General features: G+C 71.2%; 14 protein-coding genes. 9 read left to right on the forward strand and 5 right to left on the reverse strand.

What is annotated here, in order from left to right; all coding sequences use genetic code 11:
- Positions 1 to 13: 13 nt before the first annotated feature.
- The 6 genes from ACYVLP_RS10270 (at position 14) to rlmN (ending at position 5,102) form a co-directional block, all read left to right on the forward strand.
- Positions 14 to 1,165: an aminotransferase class V-fold PLP-dependent enzyme gene (locus tag ACYVLP_RS10270; protein ID WP_460627233.1), complete on the forward strand. Its 1,152-nt coding sequence runs from the start codon at positions 14 to 16 to the stop codon at positions 1,163 to 1,165.
- A 107-nt stretch (positions 1,166 to 1,272) separates the two neighbouring features.
- A complete protein-coding gene (gene pyrH, locus ACYVLP_RS10275; RefSeq protein ID WP_460627234.1) occupies positions 1,273 to 2,001 on the forward strand; it encodes a UMP kinase in 729 nt (242 codons plus the stop codon).
- 71 nt (positions 2,002 to 2,072) lie between these two features.
- The gene (gene frr / locus ACYVLP_RS10280) at positions 2,073 to 2,630 is read left to right on the forward strand and encodes a ribosome recycling factor (protein WP_460627235.1); all 558 of its coding nucleotides are present in this window, start codon (positions 2,073 to 2,075) and stop codon (positions 2,628 to 2,630) included.
- Complete coding sequence (locus tag ACYVLP_RS10285; RefSeq protein ID WP_460627236.1) at positions 2,627 to 3,631, forward strand: phosphatidate cytidylyltransferase; 1,005 nt, start codon at positions 2,627 to 2,629, stop codon at positions 3,629 to 3,631. Before frr ends, ACYVLP_RS10285 begins: the two co-directional genes overlap by 4 nt.
- A 162-nt stretch (positions 3,632 to 3,793) precedes the next feature.
- The gene (locus ACYVLP_RS10290; protein ID WP_460627237.1) at positions 3,794 to 3,934 is read left to right on the forward strand and encodes a hypothetical protein; all 141 of its coding nucleotides are present in this window, start codon (positions 3,794 to 3,796) and stop codon (positions 3,932 to 3,934) included.
- Complete coding sequence (gene rlmN / locus ACYVLP_RS10295; protein ID WP_460627238.1) at positions 3,927 to 5,102, forward strand: dual-specificity RNA methyltransferase RlmN; 1,176 nt, start codon at positions 3,927 to 3,929, stop codon at positions 5,100 to 5,102. The genes ACYVLP_RS10290 and rlmN overlap by 8 nt, the downstream gene beginning before the upstream one ends.
- A 102-nt stretch (positions 5,103 to 5,204) precedes the next feature.
- On the opposite strand, the gene ACYVLP_RS10300 is transcribed toward rlmN, so the two are convergent.
- Positions 5,205 to 6,209, reverse strand: coding sequence for a GlxA family transcriptional regulator (locus tag ACYVLP_RS10300; RefSeq protein WP_460627239.1), 1,005 nt, complete (start codon positions 6,207 to 6,209; stop codon positions 5,205 to 5,207).
- Positions 6,210 to 6,279: 70 nt separating this feature from the next.
- On the opposite strand from ACYVLP_RS10300, the gene ACYVLP_RS10305 reads away from it, so the two are divergent.
- A complete protein-coding gene (locus ACYVLP_RS10305) occupies positions 6,280 to 7,620 on the forward strand; it encodes an MFS transporter (RefSeq protein ID WP_460627240.1) in 1,341 nt (446 codons plus the stop codon).
- A gap of 4 nt (positions 7,621 to 7,624) precedes the next feature.
- Positions 7,625 to 9,544 carry an AMP-binding protein gene (locus ACYVLP_RS10310; RefSeq protein ID WP_460627241.1) on the forward strand — a complete coding sequence of 640 codons (1,920 nt, stop codon included), beginning with the start codon at positions 7,625 to 7,627 and terminating at the stop codon, positions 9,542 to 9,544.
- A 13-nt stretch (positions 9,545 to 9,557) separates the two neighbouring features.
- On the opposite strand, the gene ACYVLP_RS10315 is transcribed toward ACYVLP_RS10310, so the two are convergent.
- The 3 genes from ACYVLP_RS10315 to ACYVLP_RS10325 form a co-directional block, all read right to left on the reverse strand.
- A complete protein-coding gene (locus ACYVLP_RS10315; protein ID WP_460627242.1) occupies positions 9,558 to 10,763 on the reverse strand; it encodes a TIGR04053 family radical SAM/SPASM domain-containing protein in 1,206 nt (401 codons plus the stop codon).
- Positions 10,760 to 12,211, reverse strand: coding sequence for a protoporphyrinogen oxidase (hemG, locus tag ACYVLP_RS10320; protein WP_460627243.1), 1,452 nt, complete (start codon positions 12,209 to 12,211; stop codon positions 10,760 to 10,762). The genes ACYVLP_RS10315 and hemG overlap by 4 nt, the downstream gene beginning before the upstream one ends.
- An 87-nt stretch (positions 12,212 to 12,298) precedes the next feature.
- Positions 12,299 to 13,408: an LOG family protein gene (locus tag ACYVLP_RS10325; RefSeq protein WP_460627244.1), complete on the reverse strand. Its 1,110-nt coding sequence runs from the start codon at positions 13,406 to 13,408 to the stop codon at positions 12,299 to 12,301.
- An 82-nt stretch (positions 13,409 to 13,490) separates the two neighbouring features.
- On the opposite strand from ACYVLP_RS10325, the gene ACYVLP_RS10330 reads away from it, so the two are divergent.
- Entirely contained in the window at positions 13,491 to 14,429 is a 939-nt protein-coding gene (locus ACYVLP_RS10330) for an AEC family transporter (protein ID WP_460627245.1), read from the forward strand.
- A 117-nt stretch (positions 14,430 to 14,546) separates the two neighbouring features.
- On the opposite strand, the gene ACYVLP_RS10335 is transcribed toward ACYVLP_RS10330, so the two are convergent.
- Positions 14,547 to 15,254: a hypothetical protein gene (locus ACYVLP_RS10335; RefSeq protein WP_460627246.1), complete on the reverse strand. Its 708-nt coding sequence runs from the start codon at positions 15,252 to 15,254 to the stop codon at positions 14,547 to 14,549.
- Positions 15,255 to 15,265 lie beyond the last annotated feature (11 nt).

Here is a 15,265-nt window from a genome sequence, read left to right on the forward strand (position 1 = left end):
GCAGGATCGACGGGTGCGCCACGACATCTCCCGCCTGTTCGAGCTCGACCCCGACCTGACCCATCTCAACCACGGGGCGTTCGGCGCGGTGCCGCGGACGGTGCGTGAGGCCCAGGAGCGGGCCCGTGCGGCCGTCGAGCGGGCGCCCATGCGAGCCTTCCGCGACGAGCTTCCGGAGCAGCTGGCGGCGGCTCGCGAGGATGCGGCGAAGTTCCTTGCGCTGCAAGCGGACTCGGCCGCGCTGGTTCGTAACGTGAGTGAGGGCGTGGCCGTCGTGCTCGATGCGCTCTCCATCGGGCCGGGCGACGAGGTCGTCGTCAGCAACCATGGCTACCCGACTGCCTCGATGGCGGTCGGGGCGCGCGGCGCCCGCGTCGCCGTCGCCGAGTTCGGCATCGACGCGACCATCGAGCAGGTCGTCGCCGCCTTCAGAAGCGTCACGACCCCGGCGACGCGCCTGGTGATCGTCGACCAGATCACCTCGCCGACCGCGCTCGTGCTTCCCGTCGCGGAGGTCGCCGCGGCGACTGCGGCGACCTTCCCCGGGACACCCGTGCTCGTCGACGCCGCGCACGTCCCCGGCGCCCTGCCCGGTGTCGATGTCGAGTCCCTCGGGGTCGACTTCTGGGTCGGCAACCTGCACAAGTGGGCCTTCTCGCCACGGTCCGCCGCAGCACTGTGGGTGGCGCCACGTCACCGTGACACGGTGCGGCCACGCGTCACGTCGTGGAGCCACGGCGAACCCTTCCCAGCATCCTTCGACCTGCAGGGCACCGTCGACCACTCGGCGTGGCTGGCCGTCCCCGACGGCATCGACTTCTGGCACCGTCTGGGCGGCTGGGACCAGGTCGCCCGCAGCGCCGACCTGCTCCGCTGCGGCGCCGAGCACCTGCGCACCGCGCTCGGGACGGAGAGCCCGCGCGGCGGCATACCCACCGCGCCGTGCATGGAGCTCGTGGTCCTCCCCGACGGCATCGCCACGACGACCGATGCGGCCGACGCCCTGTGGCAGCACCTCTATGCCGCCGGGTTCGTCGTGCCGCCCGTGGCCTTCGGTGGTCGAGGGCACCTGCGGCTTGCCGCTGCCCCCTACAACGACGAGGACGACTACGCGCGGCTCGCCGATGCGCTCCCCGCCGTGCTCCAGGATGCGCTCAGCGACTGACCTCTGCCGGGCCGGGCCTCGAGCGCCGCACTCGATGCGGTCCCTGCGGGCCGGATGTGGAAAGATCGACCGACCGCTGGACCGCTGCCCACGAGGAGGCCCGCGCCATGACCGACGCCCAGACCACCCCATTTCACCGGGTTCTGCTCAAGCTCTCCGGTGAGGTGTTCGGCGGTGGCCGGATCGGTCTCGACCCCGCTGTCGTGGCCGGCATCGCCAAGCAGATCGCCGAGGCCGTCCGCCAGGGCGTCCAGGTGTCGGTCGTCATCGGCGGCGGCAACTTCTTCCGCGGCGCCGAGCTGCAGCAGCGGGGGATGGACCGCACGCGCGCCGACTACATGGGCATGCTCGGCACCGTCATGAACTGCCTTGCCCTGCAGGACTTCCTCGAGAAGGAAGGCATCGAGACGCGGGTGCAGTCGGCGATCGCGATGCAGCAGGTCGCCGAGCCCTACATCCCGCGCCGCGCGATCCGCCATCTCGAGAAGGGACGCGTCGTGATCTTCGGCGCCGGCGCCGGTATGCCGTTCTTCTCGACCGACACGGTCAGCGCCCAGCGGGCCCTGGAGATCAAGTGCGACGCCGTGCTCATCGCCAAGAACGGCGTCGACGGCGTCTACGACTCGGATCCGCGCACCAACCCCGACGCCACGAAGCTCGACACCGTGACCTTCGGCGACGCCTTGGCGGCGGGGCTCCGTGTGGTCGACGCCGCCGCGTTCAGCCTGTGCATGGAGAACAAGCTCCCGATGATCGTCTTCGGCATGGAAGGCGCGGGAAACATCACACGCGCACTGCTCGGTGAGAAGATCGGCACGCTGGTCACGAACGCCTGACCGCGCGCTGCACCACCTGCCACACCACTCGCAGCACCACCCGCACCAAGGGACGAGGAAGCCAGACAGCCATGATCGATGAGACGATGTTCGAGGCCGAGGAGAAGATGGACAAGGCCATCGACGTCCTCAAGGAGGACTTCGCGGGCATCCGCACCGGCCGCGCCAACCCGGGCCTGTTCAACAAGCTCCTGGTCGACTACTACGGCGCCCCGACCCCGCTCCAGACGCTCGCCTCGTTCCAGAACCCCGACCCGCGCACGATCCTCGTCATCCCCTTCGACAAGACCGCTCTGCACGGCATCGAGAAGGCGATCCGCGACTCGGATCTCGGGGTCAACCCGAGCAGCGACGGCAACACCATCCGCTGCATCATGCCGGAGCTGACCGAGGAGCGCCGCCGCGAGTACATCAAGCTCGCCCACCACAAGGCCGAGGAGGCGCGCGTCTCGGTGCGCAACATCCGCCGCAAGGCCAAGACCGACTTCGACCGTCTCGTGAAGGACGGCGAGGTCGGCGAGGATGACGGCACCCGTGCGGAGAAGGAGCTGGACAGCCTGACGAAGAAGCACACCGACCTCGTCGACTCCCTCGTCAAGGCCAAGGAGGCTGAGCTGCTCGAGGTGTGACCTCGCAGCTCCACCTGATGATGACGACTGACTCCCCGTCGGAGCGCCGCGACGCGGCGGCCGCAGGGGAACCCACCGTTGAGCAGCCCGAGGCGTCGGGCGAGGGCATCCTGCAACCCGTGCCGTACGACCCGACGCTCGACGACGTCGCAGACCTGCCGCCCGAGAAGGTCCTCGAGAAGAAACCGAGCCGCGCCGGCCGCAACCTGCCCGCCGCGATCGGCGTCGGGGTCGGCCTCGGCATCGTCATCATCGCCTCGCTGCTCATCAACAAGGAGTCGTTCCTCGTCGTGATCACCCTCGCGGTGGGGGTCGGCATCTGGGAGATGCGGGCCGCACTGCGCCACGCGGGCGTGCTGGCGCCGCTCGTGCCGGCGCTCGCGGGCGCCGTGGGGATGATGTGGGCGGCCTACGTGCACGGCCCGGAGGCGCTCACCGTCGCATGGGCGCTCACCTGCCTCGCCGTGGTGCTGTGGCGAGGCACCGGCCGCCTCGACGGCGCCGGACGGGACGTCCTTGCGGGCATCTTCGTCTCGACCTACCCGACCTTCCTGGTGGGCTTCGCCGCTCTGCTGCTCTCGGCCCAGGACGGGGTCGGGCGTATGTTCGTCTTCCTCATCACGACCGTCTGCAGCGACGTGGGTGGGTATGCCGCCGGCGTGCTCTTCGGAAAGCACCCGATGGCACCGACGATCAGCCCGAAGAAGTCGTGGGAGGGCTTCGGGGGCTCGGTGCTGCTGTGCATCGTCGGCGGGTCGACCACCGTGCACTTCTTCCTCGGTCATCCTTGGTGGATCGGGATCCTGCTCGGCGTCGGCGTGGCCATTGCTGCGACCATCGGTGACCTCATGGAGTCGCTCATCAAGCGCGACCTCGGCATCAAGGACATGTCCAACATCCTTCCGGGGCACGGCGGCATCATGGACCGCCTGGACTCGCTCGTGGTCGTCGTACCGATCGTGTGGGCCGTGCTGACCCTCCTCGCCGCCCAACCGACCTGAGCTGCCCCAGCCCGCCTCCAGGTCCAGCGAGCGCTCGGTCCCAGCCCTCCTCCAGACGAGTGAGCGCCCAACCTCACCCGTCTCATGCGTCACCTGCAGACCCCCGGTCACCTGGGGGGGTCAGGTCGCACACGGTGCTGCGATCACGACCACCCCGACGACATGACCGGCGACATGACCGACGACATGAAGGACGACATGAAGGACCTGGGCCTGGTGGGACGGGGCGCACACTCGACGGGGGCCGGGGCGGCGATGGGCGTCGTTTTGACTGGGCTGAGACAATGGGCCGGCCATGACTGAGACCTCCGTGCCGCTGCCCGAGCCGACGACGACGCGCCCCGAGCCGGGGGCGCTGACGTTCCGCGCACCGCGCCGCGGCAAGCCACCCCGTCACCTCGCCGACTTCTCGCCGGCCGAGCGCAAGGAAGCGGTGCAGTCGCTGGGCCACCAGGGGTTCCGGGCCAAGCAGCTGTCGACGCACTACTTCGAACGGCTCGTCGACGACCCCGAGCAGATGACCGACCTGCCCAAGGCGGTGCGTGCCGAGCTCGTCGCGGACCTTCTCCCGACGCTGCTCACGCCGATCGTGCGGCGCCAGGCCGACGACGGCCAGACGATGAAGTACGCCTGGCGACTGCACGACGGTGCGATCGTCGAGTCGGTGCTCATGCGCTACCCGAACCGGGTGACGATCTGCATCTCGAGCCAGGCCGGGTGCGGCATGAACTGCCCGTTCTGCGCGACCGGGCAGGCGGGTCTGACCCGCAACATGTCCACAGCCGAGATCGTCGAGCAGGTCGTCTGGGCGGCCCGCGCGCTGCGGCGCGGTGAGCTGGCAGGCGGTGGAGACGAGGACCGCGAGCACCCGCTGCGGGTCAGCAACGTCGTGTTCATGGGGATGGGCGAGGCGCTGGCGAACTACAAGGCCGCCATCGGCTCGATAAGGCGTCTCACCGACCCAGCCCCTGACGGTCTCGGCATGTCGGCGCGCGGCATCACGATGTCGACGGTCGGGCTGGTGCCCGGCATCGACAAGCTGGCGGCAGAAGGCATCCCGGTCACGCTGGCCCTGTCGCTGCACGCCCCGGACGACGAGCTGCGGGACGAGCTGGTCCCGATCAACACCCGCTGGAAGGTCGACGAGGCGCTCGACGCGGCGTACCGCTACTACCAGGCGACCGGTCGCCGCGTGTCGATCGAGTACGCCCTCATCCGCGACATCAACGACCACGGCTGGCGTGCCGACCTGCTCGGCGAGAAGCTCAACGCGCGTGGGCGCGGCTGGGTCCACGTCAACCCGATCCCGCTCAACCCGACACCGGGGTCCAAGTGGACGGCCAGCCGGCACGGCGTCGAGCAGAACTTCGTCGAGCGCCTCCGCGCTCACGGCGTCCCGACGACGATCCGCGACACGCGGGGCCAGGACATCGACGGGGCCTGCGGCCAGCTGGCCGCTTCCACGGCCTGAGGCAGCCCGGGGCGCTGCCAACCCGCGTATGCCGTGAACCCGCCGATGCCGAGAACCCGCGTATGCCGTGAACCCGCGTATGCCGTGAACCCGGGTATGCCGTCAGGCCGGCTCTGCGCGGTACGTGCGGCGGTAGGCGAGCGGGGACAGGCCGACCGCAGCGCCGAGGTGCTGGCGCAGCGACGCCGTCGTGCCGAACCCGGCGGCGTACGCGACCCGGTCGACCGGCAGGTCGGTCGTCTCGAGCAGGTGCCGGGCCCGGTCGACGCGCGCGCGCACCAGCCACGTGCCTGCCGTCTCGCCGGTCTCCTCACGGAACCGGCGGGTGAAGGTTCGCACGCTCATGCCCGCGTGCCGGGCCAGGTCGGCAAGCCCGACGGGCTCGGCGAGGTGCTCGAGCGCCCAGGCGCGAGTCGGACCGGTTCCGGCGTCGGACTCGCCGGGCACCGGACGTTCGATGAACTGGGCCTGGCCACCCGCCCGCCAGGGCGCCACCACGGCACCCCGTGCGACGCGGTTCGCGGCCTCGGTGCCCAGGTCGCAGCGCAGCACGTGCAGCAGCAGGTCGATCCCCGCGGCGTTGCCGGCTGACGTCAGCACGTCGCCGTGGTCGACGTAGAGAACGTCGGGCGTGAGCCGGACCTGCGGGTGCCAGCGCCGGAACTGCTCCTCGTACACCCAGTGGGTCGTTGCCTCTCGACCGTCGAGCATCCCGAGGCCCGCGAGGACGAACGCCCCGGTGCAGATCGAGAGCCACCGTGCGCCCGGCCGGGCCGTGCCCGCGAGCTCGACGAGCCCGGGCGGCAGCTCGCCCTCGGAGACGATGGGGCTGTTCGTGATGCCGGGCACGACGATGGTGTCCGCCTCGGCGAGCACGCTCTTCGGGTGGGTCGGCAGGGCGGCATACCCGGCGGAGGTCGTCACCGGGCCGTCGTCGAGGGTGCACATGGCCACGTCGTAGGGCGCGGGCGCACCCGTGAGCGGGCCGGGCCAGCCGGGATCGAGCGCGCCGGCGCTGAAGAAGCGGTGCGGCAGGCCGAGCTCGAAGGCGACGACGCCGTCGAGGGCGAGGACGGCCACTCGGTGTGGGCTGACTGGCGCAGTCATGGCCAGATTCTTGCACATCATGTCCTTCCGGCCACTCGTTCCCGCCATCGCCATGCCGCAAGGTTGGCTGGTGACCCTCACCGATCGCCACGCGCCCGCACCCTCCCAGACCCGCCGTCGCCTCCACCCGGCGTGGTGGGTGGCGGGCGTCACCTTCCTGACGATCATCGGGGCCGCGGGCTTCCGGTCGACACCCGGCGTGCTCATGACCCCGCTGCACGAGGAGTTCGGCTGGCCGATGGGCGTCATCGGCGCCGCCGTGTCGGTCAACCTCGTCCTTTTCGGTCTCGCAGCCCCGTTCTCGGCCGCGCTCATGGAACGCCTCGGCGTCCAGCGGGTCGTCGCGGTGGCCCTCGTCCTCGTCAGCATCGGCTCGATCCTGCCGATCTGGATGAGCGCAGCCTGGCAGCTCGTGCTCTGCTGGGGCATCGTCGTCGGGCTCGGCACCGGAGCGATGGCGATGAGCCTTGTCGCCGTGGTGACCGGCCGCTGGTTCGTCGCGCGTCGGGGGCTGGTCACCGGGGTGCTCACCGCGGCCGGCGCCACCGGACAGCTCGTCTTCCTGCCCTTGCTCGCGTGGCTGGCCGAGCACCACGGCTGGCGCTCAGCGGCCGTCGCGACCGCCGGAGCGGCGCTCGCGGTCGTCCCGCTCGTGCTGTGGAAGCTGCACGACCACCCGAGCGACCTGGGCACGACCGCCTACGGCGCGCCGGCCGGCACGCCCGTGGCCCGGCCCCCGCGGCCGACCACCGACCCCACCCGGCTGGCGCTGTCGACCCTGCGGGACGCGTCGCGGACCGGAGTCTTCTGGCTTCTCGTCGGCAGCTTCGCCGTGTGTGGCATGTCGACGAACGGCCTCGTCGGCACGCACTTCATCCCGGCCGCGCACGACCACGGCATGCCGACCACGACGGCCGCCGGCCTGCTCGCTCTCGTCGGCGTCTTCGACATCGTCGGCACGATCTTCTCCGGTTGGCTCACCGACCGGGTCGACGCCCGCCTGCTCCTTGCGCTGTACTACACGTTCCGCGGCGCGTCGCTGTTCCTGCTGCCCTCGCTGTTCAGCGACCACATGCACCCGAACATGCTCGCCTTCGTGCTGTTCTACGGGCTCGACTGGGTGGCCACAGTGCCGCCGACGATCGCGCTGTGCCGCTCGGCGTTCGGCGACCGGGCGCCGATCGTGTTCGGCTGGGTCTTCGCCTCGCACCAGCTCGGCGCCGCGATCGCCGCCGCCGGTGCCGGCCTCGTGCGCGACCAGCTCGGGACGTACGACCTCGCCTGGTATGTCGCCGGGGCGCTCTGCCTCGTCGCGGCGGTCCTCTGCGTGTCCATCACGGCCCGCCGCATGTCGGATGCGTCACGCGATCCGGAGAAGACTGGTGCGCCGGAGCCCGCGACGGCAGAGTGAGGTCATGAACGATGGCCCCCTCACGGCATACCGGAAGTCCTACGACGAGAGCCTGCGCGACCCGGATGCCTTCTGGGCCAAGGCAGCCGAGGCGATCGACTGGGTGACGCCGCCGAGGCGCATCCTCGACGACTCGAACCCGCCCTTCTTCCGGTGGTATCCAGACGCAGAGCTCAACGTCTGCTTCAACGCCGTGGACCGCCACGTCGAGGACGGCCGCGGCGACCAGCCGGCCATCCGCTACGACTCGCCGGTCACGGGCCGCAAGGCCACGCTGACGTATGCCGACCTGCTGGCCCGCGTGCGTGCCGTGGCGGGCGGGCTCGCCGGACTCGGGGTCGGAAAGGGCGACCGCGTCGTCATCTACATGCCGATGGTTCCCGAGGCCGTCATCGCGATGCTCGCATGCGCGCGGATCGGCGCCATCCACTCCGTGGTCTTCGGCGGTTTCGCGCCGCAGGAGCTCGCTGCCCGGATCGACGACGCCGCCCCCAAGGTCGTGCTGTCGGCGTCGTGCGGCGTCGAGCCATCCCGCATCGTGCCGTACAAGCCCTTCCTCGACGAGGCGATCCGCCGGTCGTCCCACCAGCCTGAGCGTTGCGTCATCCTCCAGCGGGAGCAGCAGCCGGCCGAGCTCGGTGAGCGCGACCTCGACTGGGTCGAGTGGGAGGCCGGTGACGCCGCGCGAGCCGGTGCCGACTGCGTCACCGTCGCAGCCACCGACCCGCTCTACATCCTCTACACCTCCGGCACGACCGGGAAGCCGAAGGGCATCTACCGCGACAGCGGCGGGTATGCCGTGGCGCTGCGCTGGTCGATGGCCAACATCTACGACGTGGCCCCGGGGGAGACGATGTTCACCGCCAGCGATGTCGGCTGGGTCGTCGGCCACTCGTACATCGTCTACGGCCCCCTGCTCACCGGCGCGACCACCGTCCTCTACGAGGGCAAGCCGGTCGGCACGCCCGACGCCGGCGCGTTCTGGAGGGTCATCGCGGAGTATGCCGCCGTGACCCTGTTCACCGCGCCAACCGCCTTCCGCGCCATCAAGAAGGAGGACTCGAAGGCCGCGAAGGTCGCCGAGCACGACCTGTCGCGCTTCCGAGCCCTCTACCTCGCGGGGGAGCGCCTCGACCCCGACACCTATGAGTGGGCCTCGGCGGCGCTCGGCGTTCCCGTGGTCGACAACTGGTGGCAGACCGAGACCGGATGGCCGATCGCCGCCAACCCCAAGGGAATCGGGCTCCTGCCGATCAAACCCGGATCGCCGACGGTGGCCGTCGCCGGCTACGACGTCAAGGTCCTCGACGGCGGCGGGGAGCCCGTCGCACCTGGCGTCGAGGGAGCCATCTGCATCCGGCTCCCGATGCCGCCCGGCACGCTGCCGACCCTCTGGGGCGACGACGACCGGTACGTCTCGTCGTACCTCGCGGCATACCCCGGCTACTACCTCACGGGCGACGGCGGCTACCTCGACGAGGACGGCTACCTCTACGTCATGGGCCGCACCGACGACGTCCTCAACGTGGCCGGGCACCGGCTGTCGACCGGGTCTCTCGAGGCGGCGCTCGCCGGCCACGAGTCCGTCGCCGAGTGCGCGGTCATCGGGGTGCGGGACGAGCTGAAGGGACAGGTGCCCAGGGCGCTCGTCGTCCTGAAGTCCGGCGTCGACGCCGCAGCCGACGGTGACCGGATCAAGCGCGAGCTCGTTGCCCTGGTGCGGTCCGAGGTCGGGGCCGTCGCCGCGCTTCAGCAGGTCGACATCGTCGCGGGGCTGCCGAAGACCCGATCGGGCAAGATCCTTCGCAAGACGATGCGCGAGATGGCCGACGGCGCAACGCCTTCCGTGCCGGCGACCATCGAGGACGCGTCGGTGCTGGACGCCCTCGCTCCGGTGCTGCGAGGCCCCGAGACAGTCGGCTGACGGCGAGGGCGGGCTATCCGGTCGCAGCGCTCGGCTCGTAGACGCAGGTCGGGTCGGCCGCGAGCAGGTCACCCGTGACGGCATAGGCGTGGGAGCGGCTTCCGCCGCACACGTCCCGGAACTCACAGCGCCCGCAGGCGCCGTGGAAGCCGGCGGGGTCGCGCAGTGCCGTGAGGATCGGGCTCGTCCGGTAGACCTCGCGGAAGCCGAGGTCCTTGACGTTGCCACACTGGTGGGGCAGGAACCCGCTGGGGTAGACCTCGCCGAGGTGGTCGATGAAGGCGAAGCCACGTCCGGAGTTCACGTCGATGGGCGGGCGCGCCCGCCGCGTCTCCTGGACCCGCTCTGCGCGAAGGTCGCTGACGGCCAAGGTCAGTGACCGGTACAGGTCCCCGAGGGACGGTGCGGGTCCGGCGCTCCTGCGGGCTCGCTGGATCGCCACGCGCCGGAAGTGCGGTGCCTCCGTCGTCTTGACCGCAACGAGGTCGGACACGTCATGAAGCCAGTGGAGGACGTCCTCTACCTGCTGTGGGTGCAGGGTCTTCAGCTGCTCGCCGCGCCCTGTCGGTACGAGGAAGAAGACGCTCCAGAGCGCCGCCTTCTGCTCGATGACCAGCCGGAGCAGGTCGGGCAGCTCGCCGACGTTGGATCGCGTGACGGTCGAGTTGACCTGGAGGCGGAAGCCCGCCGCCCGCACCTCCTCGGCGGCTCGCAGGGTGTTCTCGAAGACCCCGGTGACTCCGCGGAAGGCGTCGTGGGTGGCGCCGGTCGCCCCGTCCAGCGACAGCGAGACGGTGCCGGCACCGGCCTCCCGCAGCTCGTCCAGCACGTCCCGGGTCAGCCGCGGTGTCACGGACGGCGAGAGGGCCATGTGCAGTCCGGCCCGGGTGCCGTGCCGGACGAGCTCGGGCAGGTCGGGCCGCTCGAAGGGGTCGCCCCCGGTCAGCACGACGATCGGGCGGGGCGCGCCGAACGCTGCGATGTCGTCCAGCAGCGCACGCCCTTCGTGGGTCGTCAGCTCGCCCGGGTGGCGTCGGTGCTGCGCGTCGGCCCGGCAGTGCAGGCACACGAGCGCGCAGGCGCGCGTCACCTCCCAGATCACGATCATCGGCCGGTCGCCGGCCGCGTGCCGGAGCCGGCGGACGGCAGCTCTGTCGTGAGCGGTTGTGTGTGGGTCGGTGGCGTCGCCTCCCGCCGGGCCGCGGGCAGCGGCGGTCATGCGGCGAGCGCGCGGGCGGCTGCCTCGCCGGAAGAGATGCAGGAGACGAGCCCGAGGCCGTCATATGCGGAACCGGCGAGCGCAACGCCAGGCAGCCGCTCGGCGACCTCGTGTCGAATCGCGCGCAGTCGGGCGTGGTGTCCTACCCGCAGCTGGGGGAGTCCGGCCGACCAGCGCTCGACGTGGACCAGGCGTGGTGCCGCTTCCAGTCCGGACACCTGGGCCAGGTCTCGAAGCAGGCCGGCCACGAGCGCCTCGTCGTCGAGTCCGTCGAGAGGACCATCCGGGCCGTCAAGGCCGTTGGGTGGGTCGTAGGTGGCGCGGCCCGCGGAGAGCCGCAGGAGTGTGAGGTCGTCGTCCGCGAACTGCGGCCACTTGCGCGACAGGTGGGTGACGGCCTTGAGGGAACCGCCCGCGGTCGAGGGCAGGAGCAGACCGGTGCCGCCCAGGGCGCGCAGTCCCTGCGTCTGCGCTCGGTCGAAACCGACGACGACTGTGGCCACCCGGGCCACCACGGCCTCGGCGAGCAGTCGTGCGGCCGCGGCGGCATGGGGGAGCAGCAGCGGTGCGGCGGCGTGGGCCGGGATCGCGAGGACCACACCGTCGACGTCGAGCGTCGAGGTCCGGCCGGCCGACTCGGTGGTCACCGTGTAGCCGCGGGCGCGCCGCGCGATACTCACGACACGCGTGTCGAGCCGGACCTCGACGGACTGCCCGTCGAGCAGGGCGCGGGTGAGTGTCTCCAGACCGCCGGGCCACGAGCCGAACATCGGTAGCGTCGGCGCCTTCTGCAAGGGGTTTCCGCCGGATCGCGCCCGCGGTGCACGGCGCCGAGCGACGACGGAGCGACGCTGGGTCGCCGCCTCCACAAGCCCCGGAGCACAGGCACGCAGGCTGAGCCGGTGGACGTCGCCCGCGTGCAGGCTCCCGAGGAGCGGGTCGACGAAGCGCTCGGTGACCTCACTGCCGAACCGTCCGGTGACGAACTCGCCGACCGAGACGTCCTCGTCGGCGCCGAGGGCTGGGCGGAGACGGGCTGCGACGGGTTCGAGCCCGGCGCGCCCGATTCCACGCACGGACATGACGCCGCTGGTCACCACGGGGCGCAGCCGGGTCGGACCCGTGGGGGTCATCCCGGGTGGCAGGGGTCTGAGCCGGTCCCGGGTCCACAGCCAGCTCTGGCCGGGCCGGCTGCCGACCACGGTGGACGTGAGGCCGAGCTCGTCCACGAGCGCCTGGACCGTCGGGGATCCCAGATGAAGGGCCTCGGCTCCGACGTCCACAAGGCGCCCACCGACCTGGGCCGTGTGCACCTGCCCGCCCAGCCGGTTGTCGGCCTCCACGAGGGTGACCTCGGAGCCGCTCTGACGCAGGCGCCGGGCCGCGACGAGGCCGCTCATCCCGCCTCCGACGACCACGACGTGACGGTGGCCCGGGTTGTCGGCCATGCGAGTCCTTTCATCGACGCGAAATGTCTACTACGCATCGTAGGACTAGTGGGCCGATGCTCCGAACCGGGAGGCGGGAAGGGCGGGTCAGGGCGTCCGGATCAGGGCCGCCACGTCCCCGACCCGGTCGACGAGGTGGACCGAGTCCGTGATCTCGGCCTTCGCCGCCAGCGCACTCACGACCGGCCAGACCGGCACCTCGATGGTCCAGTGCCTCACTCCGACGAGCACGAGGGGTGGTGCCGGTTCGCCCGCGCGGGAGTAGTAGAGGGGGGTCATTGCCTGGAAGATCTCCTGCACCGTGCCGGCAGCGCCATCAAGGACGACGATGCCCGCGTTGCACCGGGCGATGAGGCCGTCCTCGCGCAGGGCGTTCGAGAAGTACTTCGCCACCGCGTCGCAGAAGACGTTCGGCGGCTCGTGGCCGTAGAACCAGGTCGGGATGCCGAGGGAGCGCGCCGAAGGCCCGAGGGTCTCGGTGGGCACATCGTCACGATCGCCGACCAGCTCCCGGCGGACCTCGAGTGCCAGGCCCGCCCACGCTGTCACGTCCGAGAAGCTGCGGACCGTGGCCAGCCGCGCGAGGGCACGCTCGAGCGAGGCCACGTCAGGACACAGAGCACCGAGGTTCGCCGCCTCCATGGCGCCAGGCCCGCCGCCGGTGGTGACGAGGTACCCAGCCTCGGCCAGCGTGTGTCCGAGACGGGCCGCGGCGGCATACGTCTCACTTCCTCGCTCGACCGCGTGGCCGCCCATGACACCGACCACCATGCGGTCTGCGACGAACTCGTCCAGCTCGTCGGTGACCGTGTCGTCATGGATCGCGCGAACCAGGGTGCAGTAGGCGTCGGTGCGCAGGTGGGCGTCCACGAACCACCGGTAGGCGAGGGCATCCGGCGTGTTGTCGTAGCCCTCGTCGAGGCCGGCGTAGAGCTCCTCGGGCAGGTACAGGCCGCGCCACGGGTCGACCGGGGCGTCCGCGACGCCGGGGAAGACGATGGCCCCTCGTGCGAGCAGGACGTCCGCCACCTCCCGTGGCACCACGCCTCCGAGCACGACGAGCCCGGTGAGGTCGTGTCGCCTCGCGAACCGGTCCGCGTACCCGCTGAGGTCGAGGCCCTGAAGCCGCAGGCCGTTGAGCGCCTCGTGGTGGTCGTCGAGATAGTCGTCCAGCGCCGCGAGACTCTCGATCTCCATGGCGCCATCCTGCCCGGTGCCGCACGCTCGTCAGGCGAACCCGGCCGACGCCGCGTCGAGCGGCGTTGAAAGGATCTGGGGCATGGTGGGGGTGCTCGAGGGGTTCGCGACGATCGCGGTCGTTGTCGCGGTCGGCTGGGTCCTGGCCGACCGGCGCATCCTCGACGACTCCGCTCAGGTGACCCTGTCGCGGCTCGCGTTCTTCGTCGCGTCGCCGGCGCTGCTGCTCACCGTCATGCAGCGCACGCCGCTCGATGCCGTGCTCTCGGCCAACCTCGCCACGGGTCTCATCAGCTTCACGCTCGTCGTGTGCATCTATCTTGCGATCGCGCGGCTGCGCTGGGCGGCGGGGACGCTCGGGTCACGGATCGTCGGGAGCCTGTCAGCGGCATACGTCAACGCGGGCAACCTCGGCATCCCCATCGCCCTCTACGTCCTCGGCGACGTCGCGTGGGTCGCGCCGATCCTGCTCATGCAGCTGCTCATCATCACGCCCGTCGCCATGGCCCTGTTCGACAGCGATGCGCGGGCCGAGCGGCCCAGTCTGTGGCGCAGCGTGCGAAGGATGTTCAGCAACCCGATCACGCTCGGCGCGATCTGCGGACTGCTCATCGCCGTGTTCGACCTTCACCTGCCGACGGTCGTCGCCGCGCCGATCGAGCTCCTCGGCGACATGGCCGTGCCGTCGATGCTCGTCGCCTTCGGCATCTCCCTGCGACGCGGTCCGCGGCCGGCCAGCGGCCACACCGCCGAGCACGTGTGGTCGATCGTCGCCCTCAAGGTCCTGCTCATGCCGGCCGTCGCGCTCGGCGTGGGCCTCGCACTGGGGCTGCGCGGGCAGTCGCTGTTCGCGGCGGTCGTCGTCGCGGCACTGCCCACCGCGCAGAACATCTTCACGTATGCCGTCCGCTACCGTCGCGAGGTCAACCTCGCTCGCGACGCGATCTTTGTCAGCACCTTCGCGTCCGTCCCGGTCATCCTCGGCATCGCCGCGCTCTTCCACCTTGTCGCCGGCGTCTGACTTCCCGCCCCCTCCCACCGCAACACACCGAGCAGTCGGCAACCTCGGTGGCTATTTCCGCCGAAGTTGACGACTGCTCGGTGTGTTGCCGGATCTGGAGGTCATCGACAGAGGGCGTCAGAAGTCTCCGCCGAAGCCGCCTCCGAAGTCACCCCCGAAGTCTCCGCCACCGCCCCAGTCGCCGCCCGCGTCACCGGTGTCGCCCGAGTCGGCCGAGTCGGCCGAGTCGGCTGAGTCGGTCGAGTCGGTGGATGCGTCACCGGCATCGGCAGTGTCGGCCGAGGTGTCGCCCGCTTCGGCGGCCTCGGGAGAGCTCTCGTACCCGCCGAGCATCGCGTCCGCCAGAGCCGAGCCGACCACGACACCTGCGATGGTGCCGAGCATCGAGCCGGCGATCATCCCGCCCATCCCCATGCCGCCGCCCATGCCACCACCCATGCCGGGCCCGGCGCCACGACCGGCGAACGCCCCCTGCAGGTAGCCGGGCTGGCGCATCTCGGCCCGGGTCGCGCTGCGGGCGAGGTCGGCCGGCTGGTCGCTTCGCGGCCGCTCTGACTCGGGCAGGTCCTCGGTCAGGCGCTGCAGCACCATCTGGCGCTGCTCGGGCGACAGCTGCGCAAAGGCTTCGGCGTGCACCTTCTCGAGGTCTTCCGGCGGCGCGGTGCGCAGCAGGTAGCGGTAGCGGGCGATGGCGCGCTCGTCCTCGCTCGAGGCGCCCCCGCGAGGTGGCGGGACGGCATACGGCTGGCCGGTCGGGGCCGGGGCGCCCCATTGCTGGGGGTGGGGCTGTGTCTCGCGCCCGAGCAGGCGATCGAGGAATCCCATGACAACTCCTG

Source organism: Intrasporangium mesophilum (assembly GCF_054783095.1).

Excerpts from the sequence above, each read along its gene's own strand:
- ACYVLP_RS10310 (WP_460627241.1), top strand. The coding sequence starts at position 7,625 with ATGAACGATGGCCCCCTCACGGCATACCGGAAGTCCTACGACGAGAGC.
- ACYVLP_RS10300 (WP_460627239.1), bottom strand. The coding sequence starts at position 6,209 with ATGACTGCGCCAGTCAGCCCACACCGAGTGGCCGTCCTCGCCCTCGAC.
- ACYVLP_RS10330 (WP_460627245.1), top strand. The coding sequence starts at position 13,491 with ATGGTGGGGGTGCTCGAGGGGTTCGCGACGATCGCGGTCGTTGTCGCG.
- hemG (WP_460627243.1), bottom strand. The coding sequence starts at position 12,211 with ATGGCCGACAACCCGGGCCACCGTCACGTCGTGGTCGTCGGAGGCGGG.
- ACYVLP_RS10325 (WP_460627244.1), bottom strand. The coding sequence starts at position 13,408 with ATGGAGATCGAGAGTCTCGCGGCGCTGGACGACTATCTCGACGACCAC.
- ACYVLP_RS10335 (WP_460627246.1), bottom strand. The coding sequence starts at position 15,254 with ATGGGATTCCTCGATCGCCTGCTCGGGCGCGAGACACAGCCCCACCCC.
- ACYVLP_RS10315 (WP_460627242.1), bottom strand. The coding sequence starts at position 10,763 with ATGACCGCCGCTGCCCGCGGCCCGGCGGGAGGCGACGCCACCGACCCA.
- frr (WP_460627235.1), top strand. The coding sequence starts at position 2,073 with ATGATCGATGAGACGATGTTCGAGGCCGAGGAGAAGATGGACAAGGCC.
- rlmN (WP_460627238.1), top strand. The coding sequence starts at position 3,927 with ATGACTGAGACCTCCGTGCCGCTGCCCGAGCCGACGACGACGCGCCCC.
- ACYVLP_RS10290 (WP_460627237.1), top strand. The coding sequence starts at position 3,794 with ATGACCGGCGACATGACCGACGACATGAAGGACGACATGAAGGACCTG.
- pyrH (WP_460627234.1), top strand. The coding sequence starts at position 1,273 with ATGACCGACGCCCAGACCACCCCATTTCACCGGGTTCTGCTCAAGCTC.